The sequence below is a fragment of the Nesterenkonia marinintestina genome (assembly GCF_025420485.1).
Taxonomy (GTDB): domain Bacteria; phylum Actinomycetota; class Actinomycetes; order Actinomycetales; family Micrococcaceae; genus Nesterenkonia; species Nesterenkonia marinintestina.
This window is the reverse complement of record NZ_JAOEFD010000018.1, coordinates 1-22,300: the sequence shown is the minus strand read 5'-3', so window position 1 is coordinate 22,300 and position 22,300 is coordinate 1. Positions and strand designations below refer to the sequence as shown.

Below are 22,300 nucleotides of genomic sequence, written 5' to 3'. Positions count from 1 at the left end.
CCCGCACCTCACCACCATCGGTTGGGCGCTCCGCGTCGCTGAGACGCCGAAATCGGGGATCTGAGCGACGCGGAGCGCCCAACCGATGGGGAGGGGAGGGGAAGGTGTTACTCGGTGTAGTCGTCGACGGCCTCGATGCCGGGCAGGTGCGGCGAGAGCTGCGGCAGGTCGTCCACCGAGTCGATGCCCACCCGCTCGAGGAACTCGGTGGTGGTCGTATACAGCGTGGCCCCGGTGACCGGGTCCGTGCCGGCGGTGTCCACCAGGCCACGATGGACCAGGGTGCGCACCACGCCGTCGACGTTCACACCCCGCACGGCGGCCACCTGCGACCGTGAGACCGGCTGCCGGTAGGCGATCACGGCGAGGGTCTCCAGCGCCGCCTGGGAGAGCCGCGCGGTCTGCCCGCCGAGGATGAACGCCGAGACCTGGTCGGCGTAGCGCAGCCTCGAATAGACGCGATAGCCTCCGGCGACCTCCCGCAGCTCATAGCCGCGCTCGCGCCGGCCGGTGGCCTCGTCGCCGTCGGCCTCGGTGCGCAGCTCGTCGAGCAGGGTCTGCACCTGGTGGGCGGGAAGCCGTACCGCGGCGGAGATCTCGTCCGGTGTGACCGGCTCCTCGACCACCATGAGGATCGCTTCGACGGCGCCCAGCTGTTCCTCGTGGGTGAGCAGCTGGTCCTGCACGGGCTCGGTCGGGGTCTCGGAAGCCGCCTCCGACGGCTGGGCCCGCTGGTCCTCAGTCATGGTCCTCCTCCTGGACATGGTCGTCGCCGTCCCATTCCTCGGCCGCACGGTCGGCCGCCGCCGAGTCACCGCTGGCCGCACCCGACCAGGTCACCGTCAGCTCGGCCAGCGGCGCCTCCTGGGCGAATTCGACGTCTCGGTCTCGGAAGAGCTCGAGCAGACCCAGGAACCGGACCACGACGACCAGGCGGTTGGGAGCGTCGGTGATGAGTTCTGTGAAGCTCAGCGAGCCTCCGTCGCGCAGCCTCTGAGCCATCGAGGCGACCTCGTCTCGGATGCTCACCGAATGGGCGTGGAGGTGCTCCAGCCTCACGTCGTCCGGCTCGATCTGCGGCCGCTCGAAGGCACGCTGGGCGATCGCCGCCAGGTCCTCGGCGGAGGTGCGCCACACGAGCTCCGGCAGCAGTCCTGTCAGCTGGGGGTCCGTTCCGGGGCTGCGGGGGAACCGACCGGTGTTCTGCTCCATAGTGGTGCGGATGTGGGCGGCGATCTCCTTGAACGCTCGGTACTGCAGCAGCCGGGCGAAGAGCAGGTCGCGCGCCTCGAGTGCGGCGACGTCCTCCTCGGACTCGACCTCGCCCGAGGGCAGCAGCTGCGCGGTCTTGAGGTCCAGCAGAGTGGCCGCGACCAGCACGAAGTTCGAGGACTCGTCGAGCGCCTTGGGGCTGTAGCCGCCGTCCTCGCCCGAGAGGGTCTTCACATAGGTGATGAATTCGTCGGTGACGGAGGCGAGCGCGACGGCGGTGATGTCCATGCGCCGCTTGGCGATCAGCCCCAGGAGCAGATCGAACGGGCCGTCGAAGTTCTCCAGCCGGACGGTGAATCCGCTGGCCCCCTCGAGTTCGGCCTCCGGGTCGACGACGTCATCGCTCACGGCGCCGCCCCTGCCCCCTCCGTCGTCCCGTGAGACTCACCGCGTCAGGGTGCGCCGCCGCGGGCGATCAGTTCGCGGGCGAGCTGCCGATAGGCCTTGGCGCCCTCATGCTTGTGCGCGTAGGAGGTGATCGGCTCGGCCGCGACGGTGGCGTCGGGGAACTTCACGGTCCGCTTGATGACGGTCTCGAACACCCTGTCCCCGAAGGCCTCCACGATGCGGGTGATGACCTCCTTGGTGTGGAGGGTCCGCATGTCCACCATGGTGGCCAGCACGCCGTCGACTTCCAGGTCCGGATTCAGACGGTCCTGGACCTTCTCGATCGTGTCGACGAGCAGGGCGACGGCGCGCAGCGCGAAGAACTCCGCCACCAGGGGGATGATCACCCCGTGCGCGGCGGTCAGCGCGTTGATCGTCAGCAGGCCCAGGGACGGCTGACAGTCGATGATGATGACGTCGTAGTCGTCCCGGACCTGACGCAGGGCGCGTTCGAGCACCTGTTCCCGGGCGACCTCGTTGACGAGCTGCACCTCGGCGGCGGAGAGGTCGATGTTCGCGGGCAGCAGGTCCACCCCGGGGACGTGGGTCTGCAGGACGGCGTCCCGCGCACCGACGGACTTCTCCATCAGCACGTTGTAGACGCTGGTCTCCAGCTCGTGCGGGCTGGTGCCCAGGCCGACGGACAGCGCACCCTGGGGGTCGAAGTCGACCATCAGCACGCGACGGCCGTACTCGGCCAGTGCGGCACCGAGGTTGATGGCCGAGGTCGTCTTGCCGACACCGCCCTTCTGGTTGACCATCGCGATCGTGCGCGCCGGACCGTGGCCGTCGAGCGGCTTCGGTTCGGGGAACTGATGCTTGGGACGGCCGGTGGGGCCGATGATCGCATCACCGTGGACGGTGAAGAGCTCCCTCGGCTGCTCGGTGGTCACGTGAAGTCCCCTGCCTTTCCCACGCACGGCTGGATGGTCGGATCTGACCGGTCGACGGGCACACCTGAGGCGCCCCGCGTCGGCACGGCCCGCCCAGACTACCGGGATCGTCGGACATGCCAACCCTGAGCATCAGGCCGAGGTCGAACCCTGATGTTCGGGCATCCGTCGGCCGGGACGGCCGTACGGATCTCAGGAGACCCCTCGCCTGACGGTCCTCCTCACCCGTCCGGAGCGGCGGAGCTCCCAGGTCAGCAGCGTCCCCCTGCGGCGCGGTGCGACGAGCAGCCAGACGACGAGTGCGACGCCGTAGGTGAGCACCGCGAGCGCGGACAGCACGGCCAGGCCGAGGCAGCCGAGCGGGCGGGGCGGGTACCAGGCCACCACCCTGGCATCGTCGGCGTATCGGATCTGCGCACCCTGCCGCAGAGCCCTGTCGAATCGCCGAGCGAGGACCGGGTGGCCGGGGCGCCGTGGGCTCACGCCGGCCCCCCACCGGGAGCGGATGCCGGGCGCACGCTCAGCCCTCCCGGCGCAGCACCGGGATCAGTTCGTCGAGCACGCCGGCGTCCTCGATGGTGGACGGGACCCTGTACTCGTCGCCGTCGGCGATCTGTCGCATCGTCTTGCGCAGGATCTTGCCCGACCGGGTCTTCGGAAGCGCCGCGACGACGGCGACGTCCTTGAAGTCGGCGACCGGGCCGATCGTCGAGCGGACCAGGGCGGTCAGTTCGGCCCGCAGCTCGTCCTCGTCGATGTCCTGCCCGGACTTCAGCACCACATACCCGGAGGGTCGCTGGCCCTTGAGCTCGTCGGCCAGTCCGATCACCGCGCACTCGGCCACCGCCGGGTGGGTGGCGACCGCCGCCTCCATCTCGCCGGTGGAGAGCCGGTGGCCGGAGACGTTGATGACGTCGTCCGTGCGGCCCATGACGTAGAGGTAGCCGTCCTCGTCCACGAATCCGGAGTCCCCGGTGGTGTAGTACCCCTCGAAGGTCGAGAGGTAGGAGTCGATGTACCGCTGATCGTCCCCCCACAGCGTGGCCAGCGTGCCCGGCGGCATCGGCAGGCGGATCGCGATGCTGCCCTCCTGACCGGCGGGCAGCCGCTCCCCCATCGGGTCGAGCACGACGACGTCGTAGCCGACCGTCGGCAGCGTCGCCGAACCCTCCTTGATGGGCAGCATCTCCACCCCCACCGGATTCGCCGCGATCGGCCATCCGGTCTCGGTCTGCCACCAGTTGTCCACCACCGGCACCTGCAGCGCCTCGGACGCCCAGCGCTGGGTGTCCGGATCCAGGCGCTCACCGGCGACGAAGAGGTGCTCGAGCGAGGAGATGTCGTGATCGGCCAGCAGCGCGGCGTCGGGATCCGCCTTCCGGACCGCGCGCAGAGCGGTCGGGGCGGTGAACATGGTCTTCACCCCATGGTCGGCGACGACCCGCCAGAATGCGCCGGCGTCGGGGGTGCCGACCGGCTTGCCCTCGTAGAGCACCGTGGTGGCGCCGGCCAGCAGCGGCGCGTAGACGATGTAGGAGTGACCGACGACCCAGCCGACGTCGGACGCGGTGAACATGGTCTCCCCGGCACCGACGCCGAAGATGTGCGGCATGGACCAGGTCAGCGCGACGGCGGTGCCGCCCTGGTCGCGCACCACCCCCTTGGGCCGACCGGTGGTGCCGGAGGTGTAGAGCACGTAGAGCGGATCGGTCCCCGCCACCGACACCGGTTCGGCCGGCTCCGCCGCGGCCACCGTGGACTCCCAGTCGTGCCAGCGGGCGGGCTGCTCCTCCGATGCGGTGTAGTCGCTCAGGCTGTGCTCGAAGCCCTCGCGCTGGGCGACGACGACGTCGCGGATCGGGTGCTCGGCCAGGGCGACCGCCTCGGCGACCGTGGGCAGATACTCCACCCGACGCCTGGGCTCGATGCCGCCGGAGGCCGTGAGCACCACGTCCGGGGTCGCATCGTCGATGCGGGAGGCCAGCTCCCGGGCCGAGAACCCTCCGAACACCACCGAGTGGACGGCTCCGAGCCGGGCGCAGGCGAGCATCGCGATGGGCGCCTGCGGGACCATCGGGAGATAGATGATGACGCGGTCGCCCTTCCCGACGCCCAGCTCGGCGAGCATCCCCGCCGTCCGGGCCACCTCATCGGTGAGCTCGGAATAGGTGTAGGTGGTGGTCGTGCCGGTGGTCGCCGAGTCGTGGATCAGCGCCGGCTGATCGCCCCGGCCGGCCTCGACGTGCCGGTCCAGGGCATTGCGGCTGACGTTGAGCCGGCCGTCCGGGAACCACCGATAGATGGGGGCCCGGGAGTCGTCCAGCGCACGGGTCGGCTCCTGCTCCCAGGTGACCGCGCCGGCGGCGTCGAGCCAGAACTCCTCGGGCTGTTCGAGCGAACGGGCATGCAGGGCGCGGGCGTCACCGGTCGCGCTGCTGATCTGGGGGCTGGCCATCGTCGACCTCCTGGTCCGTCGTGGGGGGATCTGCGGCGGACTGCGTCGGGCGCAGATCTGCGCATGGCCTCAGAGTATGACGCAGGCCACGCAGAGTAAAGAGTTCTGTATACATTTCTCCGATGCAGAGCCCTGTTCACCCTGAATCCATCGCACAGCCACCGCGAGGGGTGGTCACATCGGGCCAACTTCTGTATACACTGCAGGTATGCGAGCCAGTGATCGCGCGTACCAGCAGCTGCGGGACGAGATCGTCGACGGACGCCTCACCCCCGACACCGTGCTGGGAGAGGTCGAGCAGTCGGAGCGCCTGGGAGTCTCCCGCACTCCCCTGCGCGAGGCGCTGTCCCGCCTCATGGCCGACGGCCTCGCCGCCCAGGCCGGCGGACGCGGCACCGTGGTCAGCTCCATCTCCCTCGACGACGTCGACCAGCTCTTCGAGGTGCGCATCCCCCTGGAGGTCCAGGCCGCCCAGCTCGCCGCCCACCGCGGCGACCGTCGGACGTTCTCTGCCCTGGCCTCCCGGTTCGCCGAGGCGGCGCTGGAGGACCATGCCGCATCCGACTACTACTCGCTGACGCGCGACCTCGACGACGCCCTGGACCGGGCCGTCGAGAACCAGTACCTCTCGGCGGCGATGAAGGCGCTGCGGGTCCACCTGGTCCGCATCCGGCGCCTCGCCCGCGACCACCCCGAACGGCTGCGAGCCTCGGCCGACGAGCACCGCGCGATATGCGAGGCCGTCGCGGCCGGGGACCCGGACCTGGCCGAGGCCGCCACCCTGATGCATCTGCGTCGCAGCCTCGCCCACATCAAGACGTACAGGACGTACACCGACGACCCCCACCCCCTCGAGGAAAGGACACCGATCCGATGATCACCCATGACGTGCGAGTGCACCGCAGCGACGAGAACATCGCCCGCGAGGACCAGCTCGCCTGGAAGATCGCCGAGACCGCGGCGGACCCGGTCGCCCTGGACGACGACGTCGTCGACATGATCATCAACCGGATCATCGACAACGCCGCCGTCGCGGTGGCCTCGCTCAACCGCGCCCCCATCGTCGCCGCACGCGCCCAGTCCCTGGACCACCCGGTCACCCGGCACGGCTCCGGCGGCACCGTCTTCGGCATCGAAGAGAAGTCCTCCCCCGAATGGGCGGCCTGGGCCAACGGAGTCGCCGTGCGTGAGCTCGACTACCACGACACGTTCCTCGCGGCCGACTACTCCCACCCCGGAGACAACATCCCCGCGATCCTCGCCGTGGCCCAGCACACCGGCCGCACCGGCTCAGACCTGGTGCGCGGCATCGCCACCGGCTACGAGATCCAGGTGAACCTGGTCAAGGCGATCTGCCTGCACAAGCACAAGATCGACCACGTCGCCCACCTCGGCCCCGCCGCCGCCGCCGGAATCGGCACCCTGCTGGGGCTGGACCGCGAGACCGTCTTCCAGGCGGTCGGGCAGGCGCTGCACACGACCACCGCCACGCGTCAGTCCCGCAAGGGTGAGATCTCCACCTGGAAGGCCCACGCGCCGGCCTTCGCCGGAAAGATGGCCGTCGAGGCCGTGGACCGCGCCATGCGCGGACAGACCTCCCCGGTGCCGATCTATGAGGGTGAGGACGGCGTCATCGCGTGGATGCTCGACGGACCCCAGGCCGCCTACGAGGTGCCGCTGCCCGAGGCGGGCGAGTCCAAGCGCGCCATCATGGACACCTACACCAAGGAGCACTCCGCCGAGTACCAGGCACAGGCCTGGATCGACCTGGCCCGGAAGCTCCACGGCGAGCACCCTGAGGTCACCGACCCGAAGAACGTGGAGAAGGTGCTGATCAGGACCTCGCACCACACCCACTACGTCATCGGATCCGGCGCCAACGACCCGCAGAAGTACGACCCGTCGGCCTCACGCGAGACCCTCGACCACTCGATCCCCTACATCTTCACCGTCGCGCTGCAGGACGGAGCCTGGCACCACGTGGACTCCTACGCTCCGGAGCGTGCCGGCCGCGAGGACACCGTGCAGCTGTGGCACAAGGTCACCACCGAGGAGGACCCCGAGTGGACCCGCCGGTACCACTCGCTGGACATCTCGGAGAAGGCCTTCGGCGGATCGGTGGAGATCACCCTCACCGACGGCACCGTCATCACCGACGAGATCGCCGTGGCCGACGCCCACCCGCTCGGCGCCCGGCCCTTCGCCCGCGAACAGTACGTGCACAAGTTCCGCACCCTGGCCGAGGGCGTCGTGGACGAGACGGAGATCGAGCGGTTCCTCTCCGCCGTCGAGCGGGTCACCGAGCTCGGCGCCGGCGAGCTCGACCAGCTCAACATCCGCGCCGCCGAAGGCGTCATCGACCTCGCCGCCGGACCGAAGGGACTCTTCTGATGCTGTACTCGCACACCACGCCCGAGCAGAAGCGCCGGAACCTGCGCGCCATGCTCACCCCCGGCGCGGCGCGGCAGTTCCCGGGGACCTTCACCCCGCTGTCGGCACCCCTGATCCAGGAGAAGGGCTTCGACGGGATCTACATCTCCGGGGGCGTCCTGGCCAACGAGCTGGGCCTGCCGGACGTCGGCCTGACCACGCTCACCGAGGTCGCCCAGCGGGCCGGGCAGATCGCCCGGGTGACGGACCTGCCGGCCCTGGTCGACGCCGACACCGGCTTCGGAGAGCCGATGAACGTCGCCCGCACCGTCCAGGAGCTGGAGAACGCGGGCCTGGCCGGATGCCACATCGAGGACCAGTTCAACCCCAAGCGGTGCGGACACCTCGACGGGAAGAACATGGTCGACGTGGAGACCGCCACCAAGCGGATCGCCGCGGCCGCCTCCGGGCGCCGCGACGAAGACTTCCTCATCATGGCGCGCACCGACCTGCGCGCGGTGGAGGGGCTCGACGCCGCGATCGAGCGGGCCAAGGCCCTGGTGGACTCCGGGGCGGACGCGATCTTCCCCGAGGCGATGCGTTCGCTGGAGGAGTTCGCCGCGGTCTGCGAGGCCGTCGACGTCCCGGTGCTGGCGAACATGACCGAGTTCGGCAAGTCCGACCTGTTCACCCGAGACCAGCTGGCCGATGCCGGAGTCGCCGTGATCATCTACCCGGTCACCTCGCAGCGTTCCGCGATGGGAGCGATCGAACGTACGCTGGACACCATCCGCACCGACGGGACGCAGCAGGCCGCCGTCGAGGAGATGATGACCCGAGCACGCCTCTACGAACTGGTCGACTATGAGGGCTACAACGCCTTCGACACCGGCATCTTCAACTTCGACGTCCCCGACGTCCACACCAGTGACAGCTGAAGGAGAGACCATGACTGACGAGATCCGCAAGGGACTGGCCGGCGTCGTCGCCGACACGACCGCAGTCTCCAAGGTGAACCCCGAGACGAACTCGCTGCTCTACCGCGGCTACCCGGTCCAGGAGCTCGCCGCGAACCTCTCCTTCGAAGAGGTCGCCCTGCTGCTGTGGAACGGTGAGCTCCCCAGCGACGAGGAGCGCGACGAGTTCGTCCGCCTCGAGCGCTCGAACCGGCGGCTCGACGATGCGGTGCGCACCGCGATCGACCTGCTGCCGACCGACTGCCACCCCATGGACGTCGGCCGCACCGCAGTCTCGGTCATCGGGGCCAACGACGCCGAGTCCGAGGTCTCGACCCCGGAGGCGGAGCTGCGCAAGGCCAAGGAGCTCTTCGCGAAGTTCCCGGCCGTCGTCGCCTACGACCAGCGTCGCCGTCGGGGTCTGGAGCCCATCGAACCGCGCGACGACCTGGACTACTCGCAGAACTTCCTGTGGATGACCTTCGGCGAGGAGGCCGCGCCCGAGGTGGTCGAGGCGTTCCGCGTGTCGATGGTGCTCTACGCCGAGCACTCCTTCAACGCCTCCACCTTCACCGCCCGCGTGGTGACCTCCACGCTGTCGGACCTCCACTCGGGGGTCACCGCCGCCATCGGTGCGCTGAAGGGCTCGCTGCACGGCGGGGCCAACGAGGCCGTCATGCACACCTTCGAGGAGATCGGCATCGACCCCGACGAGTCCAGGGAGGACGCCGCCGCGCGGGCCAAGTCCTGGATGGAGGACGCGCTGGCCCAGAAGAAGAGGGTCATGGGCTTCGGACACCGGGTCTACAAGAACGGCGACTCCCGCGTGCCCACCATGAAGGAGGCCCTGGATGCGATGGTCGACCACTACGGCCGCCAGGAGATGATGGGCCTCTACGACGGGCTGGAGTCGGCGATGTCGGAGGCGAAGGGCATCCTGCCCAACCTCGACTATCCGGCCGGACCGACCTATCACCTGATGGGCTTCGACACCGAGATGTTCACCCCGCTGTTCATCGCCTCGCGCATCACCGGGTGGACCGCCCACATCCGGGAGCAGCGGGCCGACAACTCGCTGATCCGTCCGGTCAGCGCCTATTCGGGACCGGACGAGCGGCACCTCTGAGCCGCAGCCCGCGCCTCTGACACGACTCGGCCCCCTGGAGACTCCACGGAGAGATCCATGGGGGCCGAGTCGTGTGTGAGCCGGCCGAATCGCCTGCTGAACGGACCGGAGGAGCCAGTCGAGGAGTCAGTCGAGGAATCAGTCGCGGGAGCTCAGCGCCGCACGGAGCTTCATCCGCTGTCCCATATGCAGCAGCGAGCGGCTGTAGATCCTGGCGGCGAGCGCCATCATCACCGCCACCGCGGCCACCAGCAGGACCATGGCCACCACGGGTTCGAACCACTGCGCCTCGCCGAGGAACATCCGCACCGGCATCGCCACCGGCGCGCTGAAGGGGACGTAGGAGCCGATGGTCATCGCCAGCGGATTGTCCTGGAGGAAGATCACCAGGAAGTACGGCGCCATGACCAGCATCATGGTCGGGGTCATCACCGCACCGACGTCCTCCTGGCGCGAGACCAATGAGGCCCCGGCGGCGAACATGGCGGCGACGAGCAGGAAGCCGGGCACGAAGAACAGCACGAACCAGAGCATCGGCAGCGTGAGCGTGTCCAGCACGGACTCCTGCCCGGTGATCAGAAGGGCAGCCGAGGCCGCCGTCGCGTAGAGCAGCGCCTGCCCCACCGCGAGCGCGGAGTTGCCCAGCACCTTTCCTGCCAGCAGCGCACGGGAGGAGATCGAGGACAGCAGGATCTCCACGATCCGCGACTGCTTCTCCTGAACGGTGTTCTGTACGATCGTGGACCCCGAACCCATGGCCAGGATCATGAACACCAGGCCGAAGCCCATGGCCACGAGGAACCCGAGGGCGGAGTCTGTGTCGGAGGCCTCCAGCGTCTGCATCGTCGGCATCACCGACAACGACTGTGCGACCTCGGTGGGAGGCGAGTCCAGGCCGATCAGCGTCAGGCCCACCGGGCTGGACTCGTCGGGAGCGACGATCGCCTCGACCTCGCCGTCCCGCAGCAGCTCTTCGGCCTCATCCATGGAGGAGACCTCCTGCTGTTCGAGGGCCGTCCCCAGAGGACCGGGGGCCTCACCGGCCTGTTCAGGCACCTCGGCTCCCTCGACGACGGCGACGTCGGCGGCGTCGTCGCCCCCGCCGAACACGTTCATCAGGATGATGCCGCCGGCGATGAGCAGCACAGTGACGAGCACAGAGATGATGAAGGACTTGGACCTGACCTGTGTGGTGATCTCCCGCTCGGCGACCAGCAGCGTCGCCTGGGAGGTGCTCAGGGCCGCGACGTCGTCGTCGGTGTCGAGGTGCGCGGTGTCGAGGCGCGCGGTGTCGAGGCGCGCGGTGTCCGAACGTCTCATCGTGCATCCTCCGTCGTGCGGTCGGCGTTCATGTCCTTGAAGATCTCGCTGAGCGTGGGCAGCATCGGGGCGAAGCGGTGCACGGCACCCGCCTCGACAGCTCGGGCCAGCACCTGCTGGGCGACGGACTCCTCGGCGCGGAACAGGATACGGCCGGCTTCGAAGTCGTCGGTGCCGACCCCCGGGACCTCGCGCACCCAGCCGAGGTCGGCCGCGCCCGTCAGTTCGTACCTCAGGGTCCCGTGCCGCTCGCGCAGGGTGTCGGTCTCCCCCGCCGCGAGGATCCGTCCGCCCCCGATGATGACGATGTCGTCGCAGAGCCGCTCGACCACGTCGAGCTGATGCGAGGAGAACAGGACGACCGCTCCAGCCCGCGCCTGCTCGGTGAGCACGTCCAGGACGACGTCCACCGCCAACGGATCCAGCCCGGAGAACGGTTCGTCCAGGATCAGGACGTCGGGGCCGTGGACCAGGGCGGCGGCTATCTGGACCCGCTGCTGGTTGCCCAGCGAGAGGGACTCGAGGGGATCGTCCTTCCGCTCCTCGAGGCCCAGTCGGGAGATGAGCTCCTCCGCGCGGGCGTTCGCCCGCCGGCGGTCGAAGCCGTGCAGTCGGGCGAGATAGGCGATCTGGGACGTCACGGGCATCTTCGGATAGAGGCCCCGCTCCTCCGGCATGTAGCCGAAGCGGCGGCGGGAGCCGGCGTCCAGGGGCTCCCCGTCCAGGGTGACCGAACCGGTGTCGGCCCGGAGCACACCCAGGATGATGCGCATCGTGGTGGTCTTGCCGGCCCCGTTGCCGCCGACGAAGCCGGTGAGTCGGCCGCGTCCGGCGGTGAGGGCGACGTCGTGGAGGACCTGGTGGTCCCCGTAGGAGCGATCGATGCCGTGGAGTTCGAGCATGTCACCCACGCTAGGGGCGGGACCCGGTGTCGGGCATCGGCCGATCGGGGGATCCTCAGCCCCGCTCCATCAGCCCCGATTCGTAGGCGTAGGCCACCGCCTGGACCCGATTGCGCAGATCGAGCTTGGTCAGCACGTGGGAGATGTGGGTCTTCACGGTGGCGGCGGAGATGTACAGTTCGGCGGCGATCTCGGTGTTGGACAGGCCCCGGGCGACCAGGACCAGGACGTCCTCCTCCCGCTCGCTCAGCGGTCCGTCCGCGGTGCGCGGCGCCCCGGTGCCTCCGGCCTCGAAGCCGGTGACGGCGTGACGGATCAGAGACCGGGTCATCTCCGGCGCCAGCAGGCCCTCCCCCGAGGAGACGGTGCGGATGCCCTCGGCCAGCTGCTCGGGCGAGCTGGTCTTGAGCAGGAACCCTCCGGCCCCGGCCTGCAGGGCCCGCAGCAGGTAGTCCTCCCGGTCGAAGGTCGTCAGCATGATGACCTGCACCGTCGGGAGCTCCGCGAGGATCCTCCCGGTGGCCTCGATGCCGTCCATCACCGGCATCTCCACGTCCATGCAGACCACGTCGGGCCGGGTGCGGGCGACGAGGTCGAGGGCCTCGGCGCCGTCGGAGGCCGATCCGACGACGTCGATGTCCGGCTGGGCGCCGAGGATGGTCGCGATGCCGTCGCGCATCAGGGGCTGGTCGTCGACGAGGACGACCCGGACGACGCGGTCCGAATCCTCGTCGACCGACTGGGGCTGCTGCTCAGACACCTGTGGTGCTCCTGTCCTGGGGGCCGTCGGGGGCTCGCTCGTGGGTGTAGGGGATCCGGGCGCGGACCAGGAACCCGTGGGGTCGGCGCGGTCCGGCGTGCAGCGTTCCGCCGCCGACCGCGGCCCGTTCCCGCATGCCGAGGATGCCGTAGCCCCCCGGGTCCGCACCGGGGCCGCTCCCGGCGCCGGAAGCGTGCCGACCGGCGCCGTCGTCGCTGATCTCCACCTCGACGGCCGCGGCTCCGTAGCGCAGCCGCACGTCGGTCTCCGTGCCGGGGCCCGCATGTTTGCGGACGTTGGTCAGGGCCTCCTGCACGATGCGGCAGATGTTCAGCCCGATCAGCGGACCGAGCTCGCGCGGAGCGCCGACGATCTGCCAGTCGACGTGCATCCCGTGGGAGCGTGCTTCGGCGATCAGCTGCGGTATCCGGTCGACGTCGAGCCCGGCGGAGGCCTCGTCCACGGGTTCGGCGGTGCCGGGCTCGCGCGCCGTCGGAGCGGGGAGCACCTCTTCCTGGCGCAGCGTGCCCAGCAGGTCCTGAAGCTCGGCGACCGACCGGCGGGCCGACTCCTCGACCTGGCGCATGGACCGTTCGGCGGCCTGCGGGTCGCTCTGCAGGGTGGCGCGGGCCGCGGCCGACTGCACGCCCATCAGTGAGACGTGGTGCGCCACCGCATCGTGGAGTTCGCGGGCGATCCGCAGCCGCTCGAGCACCACCGCCTGCGCGGCCGCCCGATCCTGCTCCTGACGCAGCTGCTGCGCCTGCTCCTCCGTCCTCGCGCGGTTGCGCGCCGACTCCCAGGCATGATGCCCGAACCAGAGGGCCGCTCCGAAGTACAGGATGTTGATCATCACCGTGTAGAGCATCATGGCCAGCTCGCCGGAGCCGACGATCATAGCCTGGGGGTCGGCCCCGGCCCCGTCGAACAGGTCCATGCGGAGGAATCCGGAGATCAGCCAGATCAGCATGGCGCCCAGCACGGACCATCGCACGATGCGGGCCGCACGACGGCGACGGCTCCAGGCGCCGAGGCTGTACAGGGCGAGGAAGAACCCGACGTTGAGGAGCAGGACCTCGGGCACTCCCAGCTCGGTGGTGATGATGAACGCGGCGCCCACCGCAGCGGTGACCGCCTCCGGGTGCCGACGACGCCAGGCCACCGGCACCAACGTCACGACCAGACAGACCACCGAGACCCAGTGGGCGGGCGGGTCCCCCATCACCGTGCCTCCCGCGGCGCGGAGCAGGACCATCGAGAGCACTGCGGCGCAGACCAGCGCGCCGGCGATCGCCATGTCCACACGCAGCTCGGCCTTCGTCGGCGGACGTCGCACCCACTCGGGGGACGCGGCCGGCGTCGGCTCATCGGTGGTGTTCATCGGTCCCCCTCGTCCATCCGGCCCTGGGGTGTGCCAGGGTGTAGCTCTCCTGCAGCGCCTCGGCGGTGACCTTGGTATAGATCTGGGTGGTCGTCACCGAGGAGTGGCCGAGCATCTCCTGGACGGTTCGGATCCCGGCCCCGCCGTCGAGCATATGCGTCGCACAGGAATGCCGCAGGGTGTGCGGCGAGACGTCCGCGGTGATGCCCGCCGCTCGGGCGTGGTGCTGGATGGTGGTCCACACCGACTGTCGCGACATGCGCGAGCCCAGACGGTTCAGGAACAGCGCCGGTGTCCCGCGACGACGTGCCGGGGAGGAGGACCGGGAGGCCGCGGCGGCCAGCTCCGGCCGTCCGGCGGTCAGGTAGTCGCCGACGGCCTTCTGGGCATACGAGCCCACCGGCACGAGCCGCTGCCTATCCCCCTTGCCGGTCACCCGCACGACGACGAGCCCGCCCTCTCCGGAGGGCTGTGGGGCAGTGAGTGCATGGATGTCGTCGACGTCGAGGCTGACGACCTCGGTGACGCGGGCGCCGGTGGCGTAGAGGAACTCCAGCAGCGCCCGGTCGCGCAGCCCCAGCGAGGTGGAGCGGTCCGGTGCCTCGAGCAGCGCCTGGACCTGGTCGACGGGCAGCGCCTTGGGCAGCGTCTGACGCGGCTTCGGGGCGGAGACCTGCGCGGCGGGGTCCGCACCGGTGCGACCCTCCAGCGCCCAGTACCGGTGCAGACCGCGCACGGAGGCGAGCACCCTCGCGGCGGACCGGGCGGTCAGTGCGCTGCCGCCGTCGGCGCCGGTGGACAGGGCGCGCAGGAACCCTGAGACGTGTCCCTCGTCGACGGACCGCGGATCCTCGAGGCCGAGCTCGAGCAGGTGTGCCCCATAGCGTCTGAGGTCGTTCTGATACGACCGCAGCGTGTTCTCGGAGGATCCCCGCTCGATGCGCAGGTGGTTGAGGTACTCGGTGATCTCCCGCCCGAGGGGCGTCCCCGGCACCCGTTCGCGACGTGCCCGGTGAGCACGCTGCGCCTCGAGACGCTCCTGGTCGCGCTCGTCCGACTGGTCGGGGACCCGGGCGGCCACGTCGGCTCAGCGGCGGCGCGCCAGGCCCGCACCGACGAGCCCGGCGAACAGCGGGTGCGCGTCGGTGGGCCGGGACTTCAGCTCCGGGTGGGCCTGGGTCGCGATGTAGTAGGGGTGCTCGGTCTTGGGCAGTTCGACGAACTCGACCAGCGTCCCCTCCGGCGACGTGCCGGAGAACACGAGTCCGGCCTCGGTGAGCCGGTCGCGGTAGGCGTTGTTGACCTCGTAGCGGTGCCGGTGGCGTTCGGTGATCTCCGTCGATCCGTAGGCCTCGGCCGCCACTGAGCCCTCGGCGAGCACCGCCTCGTAGGAGCCCAGGCGCATGGTCCCTCCGAGGTCCCCGTCGCCGGAGACGATCTCGGCCTGCTCGGCCATCGTGGCGATCACCGGCTCGGTGGTGTCCGGGTCGAACTCTGTGGAGTTCGCGTCGGTGAGGCCCAGCACGTTGCGGGCGTACTCCATGACCATGGTCTGGAGTCCCAGGCACAGGCCCAGGGCGGGGATGCCGTGCTCGCGGGCGTGGCGCCACGCGCCGATCTTGCCGTCCAGACCGCGCACGCCGAAGCCGCCGGGGATGCAGATCGCATCGACCCCCCGAAGCGCCTTGGCCGCACCCTCCTCGTCGGCGCAGAGGTCGGAGGCCACCCAGCGGATCTTCGTCCTGGCCCGGTGGGCGAACCCTCCGGCGCGCAGCGCCTCGGTCACCGAGAGGTAGGCGTCGGGCAGGTCGATGTACTTCCCGACCAGCGCGACTTCGACCTCCTCGTCCGGATGGTGGACGACGTCGAGCAGCCGCGACCACTTCGACCAGTCCACGTCCTTGAACTTCAGGTCCAGCGCCTGCACCACATAGGCGTCGATGGCCTGACGGTGCAGGATGCGTGGGATGTCGTAGATGCTCGGAGCATCGGCGCAGTTGATCACCGCGTCGACGTCGACGTCGCACATCGAGGAGATCTTGCCGCGGATGTCCAGCGGAAGTTCGCGGTCCGAGCGCAGCACGATCCCGTCGGGCTGGATGCCCAGCGAGCGCAGCGCGGCCACAGAATGCTGCGTGGGCTTGGTCTTCAGCTCCTGGCTGGGCCCGATGTAGGGCACCAGCGAGACGTGGAGGAAGAACGCGTTCTCCCGCCCCACGTCCTGACGGACCTGTCGGGCCGCTTCGAGGAAGGGCTGGGACTCGATGTCGCCGACGGTGCCGCCGATCTCGGTGATGATCACATCGGGAGCCTCACGGCCTTCGACCGGCTCCGCCGGGAGGCGCATGCGGCGCTTGATCTCGTCGGTGATGTGGGGGATCACCTGGACGGTGTCGCCGAGGTAGTCGCCGCGACGTTCACGCTCGATCACCGCGGAGTAGATCTGGCCGGTGGTGACGTTGTTCAGCCCGTCGAGGTTCTCGTCGAGGAACCGCTCGTAGTGGCCGATGTCGAGGTCCGTCTCGGCACCGTCCTCGGTCACGAAGACCTCACCGTGCTGGAACGGGTTCATCGTGCCCGGGTCCACGTTGAGGTACGGGTCGAGCTTCTGCATGACCACTGAGAGGCCGCGCGCCCTGAGCAGGTGGCCGAGGGAAGAGGCCGTGAGCCCCTTGCCGAGGGAGGAGACGACGCCGCCGGTCACGAAGATCTGGCGGGTCACCTGGGGGCTGTTGGGGATCCGGGAACTGTTTCTCTGCACCACGGAGTTCAAGACTATCAGTCCGCCCGCGCCCACGCCCTCAGGTGGCGGATGCGTCCGCGATGAGCTCCCTCGCGTGGGCGCGGGCGGAGGCGGAGTCCTCCTGCCCGGCGAGCATGCGGGCCAGCTCATCGACACGCTCCTCATCGGAGAGGGACCTGACGTCTGAGGCGGTGAAGCCGCCGGAGGCGGAGTCGTCGAGCACCGATGACTTGTGCACCCGGATGTGATTCTGGGCGAAGGCGGCGACCTGAGGCAGGTGTGTGACCACGATGACCTGGACGTGCTCGGCCAGCATCGCCAGACGCCGTCCGATCTGCACCGCGGCGCGGCCCCCGACGCCGGCGTCGACCTCGTCGAAGATGAAGGTGTCCGCGGAGTCGTAGGCGGCCAGCACGACCTCGATGGCCAGCATCACCCGGGAGAGCTCTCCCCCGGAGGCGCCGCGCCCCAGCGGGAGGGGCTGCGCGCCGGCGTGGGGAGCGAGCAGCATCGCCACGGCGTCGGCACCGTCGGGCCCGAGCTCCTCGGTCTCCGCGACGTCGACGACCATGGTCGCGTGCGGCATGGACAGTGCGGCCAGCTCCGTGCCGACGGCCTCGGCCAACAGCTCCGCGGCACGGATCCGTCGGCGGCGAAGCTCCGCCGCCTGCTCCCACAGCTGCGTCTCGGCCTCGGCCACCGACGCACGCAGCACCTCGATCCGGTCGCCGTCGGACTGCAGGGTGGAGAGCCTGGCGCGGGACTCCTCCGCCCAGGCGACGACCGACTCCACGTCGGGTCCGTACAGCCGGGTCAGCCGGTCGAGGTCGGCGCGTCGCTGATGGACCTGGGCCAGCCGTTCGGGCCCGGACTCGTCCAGCGACGAGGCGTAGGCCCCGAGCTGACCGGCGGCGTCGTTGAGCATCGCGGAGACCGACTCGATCTGTGCGGCCGTCTCCGCCAGTTCAGGGTCCTGATCGGACACGGCGCTGAGGGCGCTGCGGGCCCGTTCGACCAGGGCCACCGCGTGGGGGGCGTCGTCGACGCTCTCTGCCACGTCCGGGCCGGACAGGGCTGCGGACGCCGCAGACGCGGCCTCCCGCAGGTCTTCGACGTTCTCCAGCTTCAGGGCCTCCGCCTTGAGCTCGGCGTCCTCTCCGGGCTGGGGGTCCACCTCGTCGATCTGCTCGAGGGCCTGCTGCAGCTGCTCGGCCTCCAGGCGCCGGCGTCGTTCGTGGGCGGTGATGTCCTCGAGCTCGGCCCGCTCGGCCCGCAGGTCCGCGTAGCGGCTGCGGTACTCGGCCAGAAGCGCGGCGAACTCCTCGCCGGCGTATCCGTCCAGCGCCCGACGCTGGGCACCGGCGGAGCGCAGCCGCAGCTGGTCGGTCTGTCCGTGCACGGTGACCAGCGCGGAACCGACTTCGCCGAGGACGGAGATCGGCACCGCGCGTCCGCTGACTCCGGCGCGGCTGCGGCCCTTGGCGCTGACCGTGCGGCCCAGCATCAGCGCCGTCTCCCCGGCGTACCGGCCGACGCCATCCTCTGTGCCCTCGATCGTGCCGTCGATCGTGTCCTCGATCGTGTCCTCGTCCTCCCGGACCCAGGCGCCGGCCTCCTCGGCCAGCCGCACCGCCCGGTGGTCGCCGCGCACCGTCAGCTCCGCGTCCACCTGAGCCCGTTCGGCGCCGCGTCGGACCGCGGAGGACTCCGCCCGCGCGCCGAGCAGCAGTCCCAGGGCGGTGACGACCATCGTCTTGCCGGCACCGGTCTCACCGGTGACCACGTTGAATCCGGGGTGCAGGCGCAGCTCCGCGCCTTCGATGACCCCGAGGTCGCTGATCCGCACCTCGTCGATCATGCCGGGTCCTCGACGTCGCGCACCGGCCCCCCGGGGATGGTGCCGGCGGTCAGCGGGTCCACGGTGTTCGAGGGCTCCACCGGGCCCCGCCAACCGGTGGTGGGCAGGTCGAACTTGTCGACCAGCCGCTCGGAGAAGGGGGTCTGGTTCACGCGGGCCAGCAGCACGGGCTCCTCGGATCGGGTGATTTCGATGCGCGAGCCGGCCGGAAGCTCGGAGGCCCGTCGCCCGTCGCACCACAGCACGCCCTTCTCATCCTCCCGAGGCAGCACTTCGACGGCCATGATCGAGTCGGGGGCGACCACCAGGGGGCGGGAGAAGAGGGCGTGGGCGGAGATCGGGACGAGCAGCAGGGCCTGCACCTCCGGCCAGACGACCGGTCCTCCGGCGGAGAACGCGTAGGCGGTGGAGCCGGTGGGCGTGGCCAGGACGACGCCGTCGCAGCCGAAGGCGGAGACGGGACGGCCGTCGATCTCGATGACCAGGTCGATCATCCGTTCGCGGGAGTGCTTCTCGATGCTGGCCTCGTTGAGCGCCCAGGTCGAGCCGACGTGCTCTCCGGAGTGCCAGATCTGCACGTCGATGGCCATCCGCTCCTCGACGGAGTAGTTCTGCTCCACGACCCACTGCACGGAGGCGTCGAGCTCGGTCCTCTCCGACTCGGCGAGGAAGCCCACGTGCCCGAGGTTGACCCCCATCAGGGGCAGCTCGGCTCCGCGGACCAGCTCGGCGGCTCGGAGGATGGAGCCGTCGCCTCCGAGGACCATCCCGACCTCGCAGCGGCTCAGAGGCACGTCCCGGCCCACGACGGCGACCGGGATGCGGGTGAACTCCTCCCCGGCGGTCTGCGTGAGGGAGGCGACGTCGCGGGCGAGCATGACCGGGGTGAGGCCTGCGCGGTGCAGACGCGTGGCCACCGCCACCGCGGCGTCGACGGCGTCACGGCGCCCGGTGTGGGCGAGCACCAGCACCTCTCGGGTCACAGAGACCTCCTCATCCGCCGAAGTCGAGCGTGTCCAGCCTAACCGTCACCGGTGACCCGGCGCGCAGATGCAGGAAGAACTCCCGGTTGCCGTCCTGGCCGGCCAATGCCGACCGATGGGCGGAGAGCGCTCCGAGTCCTTGGGCCGCGGCGGCGTCGACCACACCGGCGACGGCCTCGGCGCGCTGCTCGGGGCTGGTGACCACTCCGGTGCGGCCGAGCCGCTCGCGGCCGACTTCGAACTGCGGCTTCACCATCAGCAGCAGGTCGGTCCCGTCGCGGCACTGTCCGGCCAGGGCGCCGACGACCAGGCGCAGCGAGATGAAGGACAGGTCCGCGACGACGACGTCGAAGGGTGCGCCGAGCCGTCCCGCGGTGAGGTCACGGACGTTGAGGCCCTCGTGCACCTCGACCCGCGGGTCCTGCCGCAGCTCGTCGACGAGCTGCCCGTGGCCGACGTCCACGGCGGTGATGTGTCCGGCCCCACGGCTGAGCAGCACTTCGGTGAAGCCGCCGGTGGAGGCGCCGGCGTCCAGACAGCGCCGGCCCTCCGGGTCGACCTGGGGGCAGGCTTCGAGGGCTCCGACGAGCTTGTGCGCTGCGCGGGAGACCCATGCCCGTCCGCCCTGCACGGTGATGTGCTGGTCGGGGACGACGCGGGCGGAGGCCCGTCGGACGGTGCGGCCGTCGACGGTGACCTCGCCGTCCGCGATGTGCTGCGCGGCACGGCTGCGGCTCGGGGCGAGACCTCGACGGACCATGTCCCGGTCGAGGCGGCGGGACTCCGCACTCATGAGGCGGGCGGGGCGTCCCGCCTGGGGTGGGCCGCGGCCTGCAGCTCCTCGTTCAGTCGTGCGTGCAGGTCCTCGGCGTCGAGGATCTCCTGCTCGAGTTCCTCCGGGGTGAGGTCCTCCGGTGTGGGCTGCTCCGGTGTGGGCTGCTCGGCGTCGCTCATGCGCGGCTCACCGTCGTCCGGAACATGTCGGCCAGGCTGGTGAGGATGTGGTGTGGGCGCATGTCCGCGTCAGCCGTGTCGACGTCGGCCTCGGTGTGGATGCCGGTGAGCACCAGTGCGGTGTCGAATCCGGCGCGGTTGCCGCCGAGGATGTCGGTGTCGAGCCGATCTCCCACGACGAGCGGTCGGCGCATCCCCAGCGCCTCGGCGGCCTGCAGGAACATCATCGGTTCGGGTTTGCCCGCCGCGAGCGGACGGCGCCCCGTCGCTCGGGTGATCGCTTCGATCAGGGAGCCGTTTCCCGGTGCGATGCCCCGGTCCCGCGGCAGGGTGACGTCGAGGTTCGTGGCGAACCAGCGGGCTCCGTCGTTGACGGCGAATGACGCTTCAGCGAGGTTCCGCCAGCCGACGTCGGGGGAGAACCCCTGGATGACGGCCTCGGGAGCGTCGACCGCCGACTCGACCACGGCGAACCCGGCCGCCGAGACCTGCCCGCGCAGGTGCTCGGAACCCACCACGAGGACCGTGCTCCCGGGGGCGAGGTGCTCTCGGAGCAGGGCGACGCCGGCGGTCGCCGATCCGAAGACCTCCTCCTCGTCCGCTCGGATGCCCAGGGACGTCAGGTGCTCGGCGACGGCCCCCGCGGAGCGTGAGGCGTTGTTGGTGACGAATCCGACGCCGACTCCGCGGCGACGCAGGTCGCCCGCCGCCTCCACCGCACCCTCGACGGCCTCGGCCCCGGTGTAGAGGACGCCGTCGAGGTCGAACAGGACGCCGTCGTAGTCGTCGATCAGCAGTGAGCTCACCGGTGCTCCCCCAGCTTGCCGCCCCGGCCGAGCACGTCCTTCACCTTCGGGAGGTCGGCCGGTTCGTCGTCGAAGTCCATGATCTCCGGCTCAGCGAACGTGCCGACGCCGAGGGCCTTCTCGGCGACCGGGATCCGGGCTCTCCAGGCCTCCGCACGATCCGGGTGTCCGAGAGCCTCCAACACGTCGGCGTAGGCGGCGAACAGACGCGGTGAGAAGGAGAATGCGCGGTCGATGTCGAGCTCAGGGATCTCCAGCGCGGACAGGGCCCCTTCGAGATCGTCGAGGTCGCTGTGGGCACCGGCGAGGACCATGGCCATCTCGGCCCGTGCCGCTCCGGTGAGCTCCTGAGCCTCGGGCGCCTCGCTGAGTTCGAGGGCCTTCTGCGGCTTCCCGAGCCCCCGCTCGCAGTCGGCCTGGACGGGGAGATGGGTCTGGTCGCCGGTGATGCGGCGGTAGGTGCGCAGCTCGCGGAGGGCCTCGGCGTAGTCTCCGGCGGCATAGGCCGTCAGGCCCACGGCCTCGCGGACCACACCCAAGCGCCCCCCGCGACGCGACGCCGCGAGGGCATGCTCGAGGGCGAGCTGCGGGTCGATGTCGACCAGCCGACCCGCCATGACGAGATGCTTCGCCACCCAGGTGCGGTTGCTGTCGTTGAGCGTCCCCAGCTGCGAGGCCGCCTGCTTGTCGAGCTCCTTGCCGGTCACCTCCGGATCGATCTCCGGTGACCGGGCGCGGTCGTCGGCGTTGGAACGACGATGGTCCCTGGGATTGCGCGATCGCCGGTCATCCTCCGATGAGGCCCGCGGCCCGCGGCCGTCCCGGGGCGCTCCGGATCCCCCATCGCCTCGCCGGTCGCCGTACCGGTCTCGCCCTCCTCCCCGAGGGGCTCCTGCGGATGGGCGGGATCGACGAGGGCGATCCTGCTTCGGCGACTCTGAGGCCATCGGGGTCGGCTCCTGCTTCCCGGGGCCGGACGGGCGTACCGCCCATGCCGACCCGCGTGACGATATACGGCGAATGCGCCTCACAGGATACCCTGCGGGACGTCGTACGGGCATGAGAAAGAGGATGGGACTCGGTCCTCGTCCTGCGTCGCCGTTGACGTCAGGTCGGACGGACCGAATCCCATCC

The 22,300-nt window shown here is 70.4% G+C and carries 21 protein-coding genes; 4 read left to right on the top strand and 17 right to left on the bottom strand.

Features of this window, described 5'->3' with window-relative positions:
• Positions 1 to 107: 107 nt before the first annotated feature.
• From scpB to N7E59_RS11290, 5 genes are all read right to left on the bottom strand, one after another.
• Positions 108 to 746: an SMC-Scp complex subunit ScpB gene (gene scpB / locus N7E59_RS11310; RefSeq protein ID WP_261625044.1), complete on the bottom strand. Its 639-nt coding sequence runs from the start codon at positions 744 to 746 to the stop codon at positions 108 to 110.
• Positions 739 to 1,620, bottom strand: a complete 882-nt coding sequence (locus tag N7E59_RS11305) for a segregation and condensation protein A (protein WP_261625043.1) — start codon at positions 1,618 to 1,620, stop codon at positions 739 to 741. The genes scpB and N7E59_RS11305 overlap by 8 nt, the downstream gene beginning before the upstream one ends.
• Positions 1,621 to 1,664: 44 nt before the next feature.
• On the bottom strand, positions 1,665 to 2,552 hold the full coding sequence (locus N7E59_RS11300; protein ID WP_261625042.1) for a ParA family protein: 888 nt from the start codon (positions 2,550 to 2,552) through the stop codon (positions 1,665 to 1,667).
• Positions 2,553 to 2,744: 192 nt separating this feature from the next.
• A complete protein-coding gene (locus tag N7E59_RS11295) occupies positions 2,745 to 3,035 on the bottom strand; it encodes a hypothetical protein (protein WP_261625041.1) in 291 nt (96 codons plus the stop codon).
• Between the two features lie 37 nt (positions 3,036 to 3,072).
• Positions 3,073 to 5,007, bottom strand: coding sequence for an AMP-binding protein (locus N7E59_RS11290; RefSeq protein WP_261625040.1), 1,935 nt, complete (start codon positions 5,005 to 5,007; stop codon positions 3,073 to 3,075).
• 208 nt (positions 5,008 to 5,215) lie between these two features.
• Here N7E59_RS11290 and N7E59_RS11285 point away from each other — a divergent pair, with 208 nt between their 5' ends.
• The 4 genes from N7E59_RS11285 to N7E59_RS11270 are packed head-to-tail and all read left to right on the top strand — an operon-like array spanning position 5,216 to position 9,459.
• Positions 5,216 to 5,884 (top strand): GntR family transcriptional regulator, encoded by a 669-nt coding sequence (locus N7E59_RS11285; RefSeq protein ID WP_261625039.1) that lies wholly within the window; start codon positions 5,216 to 5,218, stop codon positions 5,882 to 5,884.
• Positions 5,881 to 7,398, top strand: coding sequence for an MmgE/PrpD family protein (locus tag N7E59_RS11280; RefSeq protein ID WP_261625038.1), 1,518 nt, complete (start codon positions 5,881 to 5,883; stop codon positions 7,396 to 7,398). The genes N7E59_RS11285 and N7E59_RS11280 overlap by 4 nt, the downstream gene beginning before the upstream one ends.
• Positions 7,398 to 8,315, top strand: coding sequence for a methylisocitrate lyase (gene prpB, locus N7E59_RS11275; protein ID WP_261625037.1), 918 nt, complete (start codon positions 7,398 to 7,400; stop codon positions 8,313 to 8,315). Before N7E59_RS11280 ends, prpB begins: the two co-directional genes overlap by 1 nt.
• Before the next feature lie 10 nt (positions 8,316 to 8,325).
• A complete protein-coding gene (locus N7E59_RS11270) occupies positions 8,326 to 9,459 on the top strand; it encodes a bifunctional 2-methylcitrate synthase/citrate synthase (protein WP_261625036.1) in 1,134 nt (377 codons plus the stop codon).
• Positions 9,460 to 9,597: 138 nt separating this feature from the next.
• Here N7E59_RS11270 and N7E59_RS11265 read toward each other — a convergent pair whose 3' ends face one another.
• The 12 genes from N7E59_RS11265 to N7E59_RS11210 are packed head-to-tail and all read right to left on the bottom strand — an operon-like array spanning position 9,598 to position 21,873.
• Positions 9,598 to 10,779 (bottom strand): ABC transporter permease, encoded by a 1,182-nt coding sequence (locus N7E59_RS11265; RefSeq protein WP_261625035.1) that lies wholly within the window; start codon positions 10,777 to 10,779, stop codon positions 9,598 to 9,600.
• Positions 10,776 to 11,681 carry an ABC transporter ATP-binding protein gene (locus N7E59_RS11260; protein ID WP_261625034.1) on the bottom strand — a complete coding sequence of 302 codons (906 nt, stop codon included), beginning with the start codon at positions 11,679 to 11,681 and terminating at the stop codon, positions 10,776 to 10,778. The genes N7E59_RS11265 and N7E59_RS11260 overlap by 4 nt, the downstream gene beginning before the upstream one ends.
• 55 nt (positions 11,682 to 11,736) lie before the next feature.
• On the bottom strand, positions 11,737 to 12,441 hold the full coding sequence (locus tag N7E59_RS11255; protein ID WP_261625033.1) for a response regulator: 705 nt from the start codon (positions 12,439 to 12,441) through the stop codon (positions 11,737 to 11,739).
• Entirely contained in the window at positions 12,434 to 13,822 is a 1,389-nt protein-coding gene (locus N7E59_RS11250; protein ID WP_261625032.1) for a sensor histidine kinase, read from the bottom strand. The genes N7E59_RS11255 and N7E59_RS11250 overlap by 8 nt, the downstream gene beginning before the upstream one ends.
• On the bottom strand, positions 13,806 to 14,903 hold the full coding sequence (locus N7E59_RS11245; protein ID WP_315943025.1) for a site-specific tyrosine recombinase: 1,098 nt from the start codon (positions 14,901 to 14,903) through the stop codon (positions 13,806 to 13,808). The genes N7E59_RS11250 and N7E59_RS11245 overlap by 17 nt, the downstream gene beginning before the upstream one ends.
• Positions 14,904 to 14,909: 6 nt before the next feature.
• Positions 14,910 to 16,604 carry a CTP synthase gene (locus N7E59_RS11240; protein ID WP_261625053.1) on the bottom strand — a complete coding sequence of 565 codons (1,695 nt, stop codon included), beginning with the start codon at positions 16,602 to 16,604 and terminating at the stop codon, positions 14,910 to 14,912.
• Between the two features lie 19 nt (positions 16,605 to 16,623).
• The gene (recN, locus tag N7E59_RS11235; protein WP_261625031.1) at positions 16,624 to 18,423 is read right to left on the bottom strand and encodes a DNA repair protein RecN; all 1,800 of its coding nucleotides are present in this window, start codon (positions 18,421 to 18,423) and stop codon (positions 16,624 to 16,626) included.
• Positions 18,420 to 19,406, bottom strand: coding sequence for an NAD kinase (locus N7E59_RS11230; RefSeq protein ID WP_261625030.1), 987 nt, complete (start codon positions 19,404 to 19,406; stop codon positions 18,420 to 18,422). The genes recN and N7E59_RS11230 overlap by 4 nt, the downstream gene beginning before the upstream one ends.
• Before the next feature lie 10 nt (positions 19,407 to 19,416).
• Positions 19,417 to 20,199 carry a TlyA family RNA methyltransferase gene (locus tag N7E59_RS11225; RefSeq protein WP_261625029.1) on the bottom strand — a complete coding sequence of 261 codons (783 nt, stop codon included), beginning with the start codon at positions 20,197 to 20,199 and terminating at the stop codon, positions 19,417 to 19,419.
• Complete coding sequence (locus N7E59_RS11220) at positions 20,196 to 20,360, bottom strand: hypothetical protein (protein WP_261625028.1); 165 nt, start codon at positions 20,358 to 20,360, stop codon at positions 20,196 to 20,198. Before N7E59_RS11220 ends, N7E59_RS11225 begins: the two co-directional genes overlap by 4 nt.
• Positions 20,357 to 21,166, bottom strand: a complete 810-nt coding sequence (locus N7E59_RS11215; protein ID WP_261625027.1) for an HAD-IIA family hydrolase — start codon at positions 21,164 to 21,166, stop codon at positions 20,357 to 20,359. The genes N7E59_RS11220 and N7E59_RS11215 overlap by 4 nt, the downstream gene beginning before the upstream one ends.
• Entirely contained in the window at positions 21,163 to 21,873 is a 711-nt protein-coding gene (locus N7E59_RS11210) for a hypothetical protein (RefSeq protein ID WP_261625026.1), read from the bottom strand. The genes N7E59_RS11215 and N7E59_RS11210 overlap by 4 nt, the downstream gene beginning before the upstream one ends.
• Positions 21,874 to 22,300: the final 427 nt, after the last annotated feature.

Coding starts and splice junctions, on each gene's coding strand:
- N7E59_RS11220 (WP_261625028.1), bottom strand. CDS start 20,360: ATGAGCGACGCCGAGCAGCCCACACCGGAGCAGCCCACACCGGAGGAC.
- N7E59_RS11280 (WP_261625038.1), top strand. CDS start 5,881: ATGATCACCCATGACGTGCGAGTGCACCGCAGCGACGAGAACATCGCC.
- N7E59_RS11250 (WP_261625032.1), bottom strand. CDS start 13,822: ATGAACACCACCGATGAGCCGACGCCGGCCGCGTCCCCCGAGTGGGTG.
- N7E59_RS11285 (WP_261625039.1), top strand. CDS start 5,216: ATGCGAGCCAGTGATCGCGCGTACCAGCAGCTGCGGGACGAGATCGTC.
- N7E59_RS11270 (WP_261625036.1), top strand. CDS start 8,326: ATGACTGACGAGATCCGCAAGGGACTGGCCGGCGTCGTCGCCGACACG.
- N7E59_RS11265 (WP_261625035.1), bottom strand. CDS start 10,779: ATGAGACGTTCGGACACCGCGCGCCTCGACACCGCGCGCCTCGACACC.
- scpB (WP_261625044.1), bottom strand. CDS start 746: ATGACTGAGGACCAGCGGGCCCAGCCGTCGGAGGCGGCTTCCGAGACC.
- recN (WP_261625031.1), bottom strand. CDS start 18,423: ATGATCGACGAGGTGCGGATCAGCGACCTCGGGGTCATCGAAGGCGCG.
- prpB (WP_261625037.1), top strand. CDS start 7,398: ATGCTGTACTCGCACACCACGCCCGAGCAGAAGCGCCGGAACCTGCGC.
- N7E59_RS11260 (WP_261625034.1), bottom strand. CDS start 11,681: ATGCTCGAACTCCACGGCATCGATCGCTCCTACGGGGACCACCAGGTC.
- N7E59_RS11290 (WP_261625040.1), bottom strand. CDS start 5,007: ATGGCCAGCCCCCAGATCAGCAGCGCGACCGGTGACGCCCGCGCCCTG.
- N7E59_RS11225 (WP_261625029.1), bottom strand. CDS start 20,199: ATGAGTGCGGAGTCCCGCCGCCTCGACCGGGACATGGTCCGTCGAGGT.